10 protein-coding genes, 1 pseudogene and 1 riboswitch are annotated in these 10,190 nt (G+C 73.6%); of the genes and pseudogenes, 1 reads left to right on the top strand and 10 read right to left on the bottom strand.

What is annotated here, in order from left to right:
- Positions 1-601: pseudogene (locus E1182_RS26010) on the top strand (hypothetical protein); the annotation flags it as partial.
- Between the two features lie 25 nt (positions 602-626).
- On the opposite strand, the gene thiC reads toward E1182_RS26010, so the two are convergent.
- The 10 genes from thiC to E1182_RS25960 all read right to left on the bottom strand — a co-directional run bounded on the left by thiC (position 627) and on the right by E1182_RS25960 (position 9,989).
- Entirely contained in the window at positions 627-2,219 is a 1,593-nt protein-coding gene (gene thiC, locus E1182_RS26005) for a phosphomethylpyrimidine synthase ThiC (protein WP_132270049.1), read from the bottom strand.
- Positions 2,220-2,236: 17 nt separating this feature from the next.
- Positions 2,237-3,025, bottom strand: coding sequence for a bifunctional hydroxymethylpyrimidine kinase/phosphomethylpyrimidine kinase (gene thiD / locus E1182_RS26000; RefSeq protein WP_132270047.1), 789 nt, complete (start codon positions 3,023-3,025; stop codon positions 2,237-2,239).
- Entirely contained in the window at positions 3,022-3,678 is a 657-nt protein-coding gene (locus E1182_RS25995) for a thiamine phosphate synthase (protein WP_132270045.1), read from the bottom strand. Before E1182_RS25995 ends, thiD begins: the two co-directional genes overlap by 4 nt.
- A gap of 89 nt (positions 3,679-3,767) precedes the next feature.
- Positions 3,768-4,547 (bottom strand): thiazole synthase, encoded by a 780-nt coding sequence (locus tag E1182_RS25990; protein WP_132270043.1) that lies wholly within the window; start codon positions 4,545-4,547, stop codon positions 3,768-3,770.
- Positions 4,544-4,744: a sulfur carrier protein ThiS gene (thiS, locus tag E1182_RS25985; RefSeq protein WP_132270041.1), complete on the bottom strand. Its 201-nt coding sequence runs from the start codon at positions 4,742-4,744 to the stop codon at positions 4,544-4,546. The genes E1182_RS25990 and thiS overlap by 4 nt, the downstream gene beginning before the upstream one ends.
- Positions 4,735-5,838, bottom strand: a complete 1,104-nt coding sequence (gene thiO / locus E1182_RS25980) for a glycine oxidase ThiO (protein WP_132270038.1) — start codon at positions 5,836-5,838, stop codon at positions 4,735-4,737. Before thiO ends, thiS begins: the two co-directional genes overlap by 10 nt.
- Positions 5,832-6,458: a thiamine phosphate synthase gene (thiE, locus tag E1182_RS25975; protein WP_132270036.1), complete on the bottom strand. Its 627-nt coding sequence runs from the start codon at positions 6,456-6,458 to the stop codon at positions 5,832-5,834. The genes thiO and thiE overlap by 7 nt, the downstream gene beginning before the upstream one ends.
- Positions 6,453-6,560, bottom strand: a riboswitch (TPP riboswitch). It overlaps the preceding gene by 6 nt.
- Before the next feature lie 103 nt (positions 6,561-6,663).
- Positions 6,664-7,608: an aldo/keto reductase gene (locus E1182_RS25970; RefSeq protein ID WP_132270068.1), complete on the bottom strand. Its 945-nt coding sequence runs from the start codon at positions 7,606-7,608 to the stop codon at positions 6,664-6,666.
- A 54-nt stretch (positions 7,609-7,662) separates the two neighbouring features.
- Complete coding sequence (locus E1182_RS25965; RefSeq protein WP_132270034.1) at positions 7,663-9,342, bottom strand: ABC-F family ATP-binding cassette domain-containing protein; 1,680 nt, start codon at positions 9,340-9,342, stop codon at positions 7,663-7,665.
- Positions 9,343-9,383: 41 nt separating this feature from the next.
- Positions 9,384-9,989, bottom strand: coding sequence for a class I SAM-dependent methyltransferase (locus tag E1182_RS25960; protein ID WP_132270066.1), 606 nt, complete (start codon positions 9,987-9,989; stop codon positions 9,384-9,386).
- Between the last annotated feature and the right edge of the window lie 201 nt (positions 9,990-10,190).

Raw genomic sequence — 10,190 nt, 5'->3', positions numbered from 1 at the left:
CACCGAAGCGGAAACGCCGGATCCCGTGCGGACTTCCGAGTCGGCTGACCCCGGCACCACAGACCCCGACACCACAGACCCCGACACCACGCTCCCCGGCACACCGACGGCGGCCGAGCCGGCTCCCCGGCCCCGGCATCGCCTGCCGGATCTGGCCACCGCCGCAAGCGGGGAGTCCTCCGGCCTCGGCGGTTCGTCGACCGGCCCGGCTCTGCCCTTCCCCGACACGGAGCAGGACGACGGGATCCCGAAGCCGGTCATCCTGAGCTGGGACGCCGACCCGGCCGACCCGGCCACGACCGCCGGTGACAACCCGGGCGCACCCGACGGAAAGGACAGCCCCGCCGAATCCGACGGCGACTCGGCCTCGGGGCTGTCCCGGTTGCGGCGCGGCCTGTTCCGGCGCGGCCGGGGCAGGGACGCCGACCCCGCCGGCGACGGCCCGGAGCAGGAGCCGATGGCCGTCCAGGACGCGGAGTTCGTCGACTGGGTCAGCGGGCTGAGCAAGCCGCTGGCCGACAACGAGCCGGAGACGCAGAGCGCCCGCCGGTCCCTGCGTACCACCGGCCGCCACCACCAGCCCGACCAACCCAGACCCTGACCCCACCGCGACAGCGGGTGGAGGCTCAGGCCAGGGGCAGGTAGACGCGGCTGCCGGAGGAAACGAACTCCTCGGACTTGTCCTTCATGCCGCGCGCGGCGTAGTCCTTCAGTTCCTGAGTGATCTTCATGGAGCAGAACTTCGGCCCGCACATCGAGCAGAAGTGCGCGGTCTTCGCCGGCTCGGCGGGCAGCGTCGCGTCGTGGTACGACCGGGCGGTCTCCGGGTCGAGCGAGAGGTTGAACTGGTCGGACCAGCGGAACTCGAACCGCGCCTTGGACAGCGCATCGTCCCATGCCTGCGCGCCCGGATGCCCCTTGGCCAGATCCGCCGCGTGCGCCGCGATCTTGTACGCGATCACGCCCGCCTTGACGTCGTCGCGGTCCGGCAGGCCGAGGTGCTCCTTGGGGGTGACGTAGCAGAGCATCGCGGTGCCGAACATGCCGATCATCGCCGCGCCGATGGCGGAGGTGATGTGGTCGTACGCGGGCGCGATGTCGGTGGTCAGCGGCCCGAGGGTATAGAACGGGGCCTCGTGGCACCACTCCTGCTGCAGGTCCACATTCTCCTTGATCTTGTGCATCGGCACGTGCCCCGGACCCTCGATCATGACCTGGACGTCGTACTCCCAGGCGATCCTGGTCAGCTCCCCCAGCGTGCGCAGCTCGGCGAACTGCGCCTCGTCGTTGGCGTCCGCGATCGAGCCGGGACGCAGCCCGTCACCCAGGGAGAAGGTCACGTCGTACTTGGCGAGCAGCGAACACAGTTCCCGGAAGTTGGTGTAGAGGAAGTTCTCCTCGTGGTGCGCCAGACACCAGGCGGCCATGATCGAGCCGCCCCGGGAGACGATCCCGGTGACCCGGTCGACCGCCAATGGCACGTACGGCAGCAGTACCCCGGCGTGCACGGTCATGTAGTCCACGCCCTGCTCGGCCTGCTCGATGACGGTCTCCCGGAAGACCTCCCAGCTGAGCTTCACCGGGTCGCCGCCGACCTTCTCCAGCGCCTGGTAGATCGGCACGGTGCCGATCGGTACCGGCGAGTTGCGGACGATCGCCTCCCGGGTCTCGTGGATCCGCTTGCCGGTCGACAGGTCCATCACGGTGTCCGCGCCCCACCGGGTCGCCCAGGTCAGCTTCTCCACCTCCTCGGCGACGGACGAGGTGACGGCCGAGGTGCCGATGTTGGCGTTCACCTTCACCAGGAACGCCTTGCCGATGATCGCCGGCTCGCACTCCGGGTGGTTGACGTTCAGCGGCAACACCGCACGGCCGGCCGCGATCTCGTCCCGGACGAACTCCGGCGCCATCCCCTCCCGGATCGCCACGAACTCCATCTCCGGGGTGACGATCCCGGCCCGCGCGTACGCGAGCTGGGTGGGCCGCTTCCCGTCGGCCCCGGCCAGCGGCGTGCCGGCGCCCCGCACCGGCGCGACATCCCCGCGCTCGGCGATCCACTGCCCGCGCAGCGGTGGCAGCCCCACCTGCGGGTCCGAACCCGGGCCGGAGGTGTCGTAGAGGCGCACCGGCGGGTTGTCCCCGGTCAGTTCCACCTCGGCGAACGGCACCCGGACGTCCGGCCGTGACCCCTCGACGTAGACCTTGCGACGTGCCTGCATGACAGCCTCCCTGATGGTCAACCGGACCAGCCGAAGTGGTCCAGCGGGCCGTGTCCCGCGCCCAACTCCCAGTCCCGCGCGCCGGTCAGCGCGCGGGTGACGTACTCCTTGGCGGCGGCGACCGCGACCGGCACGGGGTCGCCCGCCGCCAGCCGGACGGCGACCGCCGCCGAGAACGAACAGCCCGTGCCGTGCTGGTGCCGGGTATCCACCCGGGGCGCACGCAGCAGCGTGGTCGTCCCGCCCCCGCAGAGCACGTCCACCGCCTCGCCGTCCGCGTCGACGTCGCCGCCGGTCACCACGACCCAGGCGGGGCCGGCGGCGGCGAGCGCCCGGGCCGCGTCGACCATCTCCTCGACCGTGGTCACCGGGCGTCCGGTGAGGGCCGCGGCCTCCGCCCGGTTAGGCGTCACCACCTGCGCGTACGGCAGCAGCCGCTCGACCGCCGCCACCACGCCCAGCCGGTGCCCGCTGGTGGCGACCAGCACCGGGTCGACGACCAGGTGCGGCAGCCGTCCCGCCTTCGCCGCCTCGGCGACCGTGTCGGCGACGGCCGGGCTGCCGAGCATTCCCGTCTTCACCGCGCGCACCGTGAAGTCGACCAGGACGCTGTCCAACTGGTCGGCGACGGTGCCGGGAGGCAGTGGCAGCACCGCGTCGACGCCCCGGGTGTTCTGCGCGGTGATCGCGGTGATCACGCTGGTGCCGTACGCGCGCAGCGCGGCGAAGACCTTGAGGTCGGCCTGGATGCCCGCTCCCGCGCCGGAGTCGGATCCGGCGATGGTGAGCACGGTCGTCGGCGTCACTGGTTCTCCCGTGGTTGCGGTCGGGCGTCCACCGAGACGTGCGGGGTGGGCGACACCGTGGTGGCCGCCTCGGCGAGTGCGCTGCCCAGCGCGGTGACCGCCGTGGTGGGGTCGTCAGCCCGCATGATCACCCCGAGTACGGCCACCCCGGTGGCGCCGGCCTCGACGCAGGCGCTGACCTGTTCGGGGGTTTCGATGCCGCCGAGCGCGAGGACGGGCACCGGGCTGCGCCGGATCAGCCGCCGCAGCCCGGACGGGTGCAGGGGTGGGCCGTAACCGGGTTTGGTCCGTGTCGGCCAGACCGGCGACAGGGTCACGTAGTGCTCGGTGGTCAGCCGGGCCAGCTCCGCCTCGTCGTGGCAGGAGCGGCCGACCAGTCCGACGACCGGCGGCGGGTACGGGCCGGCGGCCGGCAGGTGTACGGCGTCGCCGTCGAGCGGGTCCGGGCCGGCGACGACCAGCGTGCCGCCGACCTCGGCGAGGATGGCGCGCAGTTCGGCGGCGAGCGCGAGCCGCTCGGGCCGCGGCAGGTCCTTCTCCCGCAGCACCACCCACCGCGCTCCCCCGGCGGCGGCCCCCGCCACGACCTCGGCCAGCGGCTTCCGCGCCTCCCGCCGATCGGTGAGCACCACGACCCCGGTCGGCGCCGGCACACGGATCTGGGAAGGGAACGGCCCCTGCGAGGGCCGGCATCTTCCAGAATCCCCCGAAGCCGGAGCCGGAGCCAGGTCCACGGAGGGCGTCACAGGTCGGGCCTTCCCTCGTCCGGGGTGGAGGGGAGGGCGTGGAAGCGGCGCGCGATCCGTCCCGCGCCGTACGCCAACCGACCGGCCCCGACGGCGTACCGCATCGCGGTGGCCATCGCCACCGGGTCCTCGGCCCGGGTGACGGCGCTGGCCAGCAGCACCGCGTCGCAGCCCAGCTCCATCGCCAGCGCCGCGTCGGAGGCGGTGCCGATGCCGGCGTCGAGGACCACCGGCACGTCGACGCTCTGCCGGATCAGCCGGATGTGGTGCGGGTTGCTCACCCCCAGCCCGGAACCGATCGGTGAGCCAGCCGGCATCACCGCCGCGCAGCCGACGTCGGCCAACCGGCGGGCCAGGATCGGGTCGTCCGAGGTGTACGGCAGGACGGTGAACCCGTCGGCGACCAGTTCCTCGGCGGCCCGCAGCAGCTCCACCCCGTCGGGCAGCAGGGTGCGCTCGTCGCCGATCACCTCCAGCTTCACCCAGTCGGTGTCGAACGCGTCCCGGGCCAGGTGTGCCACCTTCACCGCCTCGCCGGCCGTGTAGCAGCCGGCGGTGTTGGGCAGCAGCCGCACCCCGCACCGGTCCAGCAGGTCGAGCAGCCCACCGGCGGTGCCCGGGGCGGTGTCGACGCGGCGCAGGGCCAGGGTGACCAACTCGGTGCCGGAGGCCCGGATCGCCTGTTCCAGCACGTGCAGGTTGGCCGCGCCGCCGGTACCGAGGATCAGCCGGGAATTGAAGGTGACACCGCCGATCTCGAAGGCCATCCCGCTCACCCGCCCTGGGCGGCGCTGAGCACCTCGACCCGGTCGCCGTCGCGCAGCACCGTCGCCGGCCAGCCGGTACGCGGCACCACCTCGCCGTTGACCGCGACCGCGAGTCCGCGCCGCTGGTCGGTGACCTCGCGCACCACATCGGCCACGGTGGCTCCGCCGGGCACGGTCCGCCCGGCCCCGTTGACGATCAGTTCCACGTACGCTCCTTTTCGGTGCTCGCGGCGGTGAACCGCTCCGGCGTGAACGGCGCAAGCAGCGGGTCCGCCTGCCCGGTGACGACCAGCTCGGTGATCAGGTCGGCGGTGACCGGGGTGAGCACGATGCCGTGCCGGTGGTGACCGGTGGCGGCCAGCACACCGGGGTGGCCGGGCAGCGGGCCGAGGATCGGCGCGTTGTCCGGCGTGCCGGGGCGCAGCCCGGCGACGGCCTCCACCAGGTCGTACTCGGCCAGGTCGGGGAGCAGGTCGACGGCGGCGCGCAGCAGTCGCAGCACCGCTCCGGCGGTCACCGCCGTGTCGGAGCGTTCCTCGACGGTCGCCCCGACCACCACCTCGCCGTCGGCGCGGGGCACCAGGTAGACGGACTCGCCGTCGGCGTACCCGCGGATCACGTGCCGGAAGTCCGGCGCGGCGCGGCCGGGCGCGCGGAGCCGAAGCACCTGCCCCTTCACCGGTCGTACCGGCAGCCCGGTGAGGGCGGCGGCACCGCAGCCGGCGGCGACCACGGTGACCCGGGCGTCCACGTCGGCCAGTCGGGCGACCGGCCCGGGGACCAGCGTCGCACCGGCCCGCTCGGCCGCCGCCCGCAACGCGGTGACCAGCCGGCGCGGGTCGACCTGGTGGTCGCCGGGGGCGACCGCGCCGCCGCGCACCCGGGGCGCCAACGCCGGTTCGCGTTCCCGCAGCTGCGAGGGGCGCAGTGGCGTGATCGGCAGTCCCAACCCCTGCTGGTACGTCCACAGCCGCCGCGCCTCGGCCAGGTCGTCGCCGGTCAGCCCGACCATCAGGGTGCCTTCGGTCCGGTAGCCGAACTGCGTGCCGGCGGCCTCGGCCAGTTCGGCGGCGAAGCGGGGCCAGCGGGCGGCGGACTCGGCGAGCAGCCCGGTCAACTCGTGTTCCCCGAAGTACGCCTCGGCGACTGGGGCGAGCATCCCGGCGGCGACCCGGGAGGCTCCGGAGCCCGGGGCGGGATCGTGGACCACGACGCGCAGCCCGTTCACGGCGCACCGCCACGCGATCGCCAGCCCGACCGGCCCCGCCCCCACCACGGCGACGTCCGGTCGGGTCAGCACGTCAGTGCTCCGAGCAGTTCCGCGGTGGCCTGCGCCGGGTCGGCGGCCTGCGACAGCGCCGCCACCACCGCCACCCCGTACGCCCCGGCGGCCCGCAACGCCGGCACCGCCGCCGCCGTCACCCCGCCGATGGCGATCACCGGTACCCGCACCGCCCGGGCGACGGCGCGTACCCCGGCGGGGCCGATCGGATCGGGCAGCCCGGACTTGGTGCTGGTCCCGTAGCAGGGGCCGACGCCCAGGTAGCTGGCCCCGGCGGCGACCGCCTCGGCGGCGGCGCCCGGCTCGCGGGCGGTGGCCCCGAGCACGGCGGCGGCCCCGAGCACCCGGCGGGCCGCCCCGACGGGCAGGTCGTCGGCGCCGACGTGCCCACCGGCGGCCCCGGCCGCGAGCGCGACGTGCAGTCGGTCGTTGACCAGGCAGGTCGCCCCGTACGGTGCGCAGAGCGCGACCACCTTCCGGGTCAGGTCGTACGCCTGCCGGTCGGTGGTGTCGTCGGTCACCCGGACCTGGACGACCAGCTCGGCGCGGGCCACCGGCAGGGCGGCGCGCAGCACCACCAGGGGATCCCGCCCCGGCCGGGTGTCGGTAATCAGATGCAGTCGCCCGAGGGACGGCACGGCAACTCTCCTCCCTGCGCCGGCATTACCCGGATCAGGTTCGACGGTCGGGGGCTTCAGCCCCCCTCTCAGCCCGGTGCACCGGGCTCCCGTGGGTCACTTGCGGCTTACCGTACGACGAACTCGCCGATCCGCCAAGGGCCAGGGCGCGGTTTCCCGTCCACCGGCCGCACCGCCGCCCCAGCCGTCGGGCCGCTCCGCGCCGTCAGAGGAGGGTGTCGAGGGCTTCCAGGTCCTCGTCGGTGGGGTGCCAACCGCCGGCCGCCGCGTTCGCCTGCACCTGCTCAGGGGTGGTGGCGCCGGCGATCACGGAGGCCACCGCCGGTCGGGCAGCCAACCCACCGATGGCGACGTCGAGCATGGTGAGACCCCGCTCGGCCGCGTACGCCTCGATCGCCTCGATGGTGTCCCAGTTCGCGGCGGCGAGGCGCTGGGCGTACCGGCCGCCACCGGAGAGCCGGCTGCCGGTGGGCGGTGCCTCGCCCCGCTTGTACTTGCCGGTGAGCAGCCCGTTGGCGAGCGGGAAGAACGGCAGCAGTCCCAGCCCGAAGCGTTCACACGCGGGGATGACCTCGACCTCGGCGTCCCGCTGGAGCAGATTGTAGTGGTTCTGGGCGCTGACGAACCGGGTCAGTCCCCGGGTCTTGGCCGTCCAGTCGGCGTCGGCGATCTGCCAGCCGGTGAAGTTGGAGTTGCCGAGGTAGCGCACCTTGCCGGCCCGGACCAGGTCGTCCAGGGCGGCCAGGGTCTCGTCGATCGGGGTGCCCGGGTCGGGCTCGTGCAGCTGGTACAGGTCGATGTGGTCGGTCTCCAACCGGCGCAGGGACGCCTCCACGGCCCGCACGACGTAGCGGCGGGAACCCCGCACCCCGAAGTCCCGGCCGTTGCGGCCCCCCATCGACATGCCGAACTTGGTGGCCACCACCACGTCGTCGCGGCGGCCCTTCAGCGCCTGACCGAGCAGTTCCTCGGAGGTGCCGTGCGGCTCGCCGTAGATGTCGGCGGTGTCGAAGAAGTTGATCCCGGCGTCGAGCGCGGCGTCGACCACCGCGCGGGTGCCGTCGAGGTCGAGTTTGCGCCCGAAGTTGTTGCAGCCGATGCCGACCACGGACACCACGAGCCCGGAGTCGCCCAGCCGGCGGTAGGTCATGTCAGTCACGGCTCCACCCTATGCCGGCCCGGTCGGGTGCCACCCGGGCTGCCGTCACGCCACGTCCCACACCGGCTCGGGCGTCTCCACCACCTCAGCGTCGCCCCGGAACAGCACGAACCGGTCGAAGGATCGGGTGAACCACCGGTCGTGGGTCACCGCGACCACCGTGCCGGAGAAGCCGGCCAGCCCCGCTTCCAGCGCCTCCGCCGACGCCAGGTCCAGGTTGTCGGTGGGCTCGTCGAGCAGCAGCAGGGTGGCTCCGGACAGCTCCAGCAGCAGCACCAGGAACCGGGCCTGCTGGCCGCCGGAGAGGGTGCCGAAGCGCTGATCGCCCTGCCCGGCCAGCTCGTACCGGCTGAGCGCGGCCATCGCCGCGTGCCGGTCCATGCCGGCCCGGTGTTCGTCGCCGCGCCACAGGATGTCGACCAGCGTCTTCTCCATCAACTCCGGCCGGTCGTGGGTCTGGGAGAAGTGGCCGGGCCGGACCCGGGCGCCGAGGCGTACCACCCCGGCGTGGGCGACCGGGGCGAGCGCGGCAGCCGCGTCGACCGGGGTGTGGGCCGGGTCGGGGTCGGTGCCGCCCCGGGCGAGCAGCCGCAGGAAGTGCGACTTCCCCGTCCCGTTGGCACCGAGCACGGCGACCCGGTCGCCGTACCACAGTTCCAGGTCGAAGGGGTAGGTGAGGCCGTCGAGTTCCAGCTGGTCGCAGACGACCGCGCGCTTGCCGGTCCGCCCGCCGTGCAGGCGCATCCGGATGTCCTGGTCCTTCGGCGGTACGGGCGGCGGCCCGGCCTCCTCGAACTTGCGCAACCGGGTCTGCGCGGCCTGGTACCGCGACGCCATCGCCGAGTTGTACGCGGCCTTCTGCTTGTACATCAGCATCAGCTCGCGCAGCTTCTGGTGCTCCTCGTCCCACCGTTTGCGCAGCTCGTCGAGGCGGTCGTGCCGGGCCACGCGGGCGTCGTACCAGCTGGCGAAGCCGCCGGGGTGCACCCAGGCGCTGCCGCCCTCGACGGCGACCACCCGGTCGGCGGTCTGGGCGAGCAGTTCCCGGTCATGGGAGACGTAGAGCACCGACTTGCCGGACTCGCGCAGCCGCGCTTCCAGCCACCGTTTGCCGGGCACGTCGAGGAAGTTGTCCGGCTCGTCGAGCAGCAGCACCTCGTCGGTGCCGCGCAGCAGCAGCTCCAGGGCGAAGCGTTTCTGCTGGCCGCCGGAGAGGGTCCGCACCGGACGTTCCCGGGCGGCGTCCCAGGGCAGGTCCAGCACGATGGTGGTGACGGTGTCGAAGAGCACCTCGGCGTCGTACCCGCCGGCCTCGCCCCAGACGGCGAGCGCGTCCGCGTACGCCAGTTGGGCCTTGCCGGCGGCGGAGCTGTACTTGCCGCGCAGCTCGGCCGCCCGCATGGCCGCCTCGGTCTCGGCGAGTCGGCGGCCGGCGTCGCGCAGCGCCGGCGGGGCGAGCGAGAGCGCCAGGTCGGCGAGCGTGGTCTCGTCCCCGATCATGCCGATGAACTGCCGCATCACCCCGAGGCCGCCGGCCCGGGCGACCGCGCCGGTCTTCACCGGCAGGTCACCGGCGACCATCCGCAACAGCGTCGTCTTGCCCGCGCCGTTCGGGCCGACCAGGGCGACCTTGGCACCCTCACCGACCCGGAACGACACGTCGGTGAAGAGTTCCCGGCCGTCGGGCAGGATGTGCCCGACCGCTGCCACGTCCACGTATCCCACGCCGGCATCCTGCCGGAACGGCCGGCCCGGCCGACACTCGTTTACCGGCTGACCCGCAGCACCCGGTAGCCCTTCTGGCTGGCGTGCCGGTCGACCTGCCAGCCTTCGTCGACCAGCCACCGGTGCAGCGAGTCGCCGCCGAGGTGGCGGGCCACCACCAGCCAGGCGGTCCCGTCCGGGGCGAGTCGGGGCAGCCAGCGGCGCAGCAGGTCGTGCAGCTCCGCCTTGCCGATCCGGATCGGCGGGTTGGACCAGATCTGGGTGAAGGTGACGTCGGCGGGCACCTCGTCGGGGGCGACCGCGCGGATCCGGTCGGCGGCGCCGACCCGGCGGGCGTTGGCGGCGGTGAGTGCTCGGGCCCGTTCGTTGACGTCGACCGCCCAGACGATGGCGGCGGGTGCGCGGGTGGCGAGGACGCAGCTGATCGGCCCGAACCCGGAGCCGATGTCGAGCAGGTCGCCGCCGGTGCCGCTGGCCGGCAGTTCGGCCTTGCGCAGCAGTACCCCGGTGCCCGGGTCGAGCCGGTCGGCCGAGAACACCCCGCCGGCGGAGGTGAGGGTGTAGTCGCGTCCGGCGACGCAGAACTCAACCTCGCGCGGATGGGCGGTGGCGGTGGGCTCGGTGGAGAAGTAGTGGTCGCCGGTCACGTCGGGCATTCTCCCACCGGCGTCTCGCCGGGCCACGGCCGCCTCGGCAGCAGATCGCGACGCGCCGCACCACAATTTTCCATTATTACCCTCTAAAGGGACAATCGCCCCTACTCTATCTCACATGGTGTATCGGTACGAGTCCGATGAGGACGCCTTCATGGACCCGCGGTCCGGGTCGGACCTGCCGGCGTTCACCCC

The organism is Micromonospora sp. KC721 (assembly GCF_004348355.1).
Classification (GTDB): domain Bacteria; phylum Actinomycetota; class Actinomycetes; order Mycobacteriales; family Micromonosporaceae; genus Micromonospora.
This window is presented reverse-complemented; position numbering and strand designations above follow the sequence as displayed.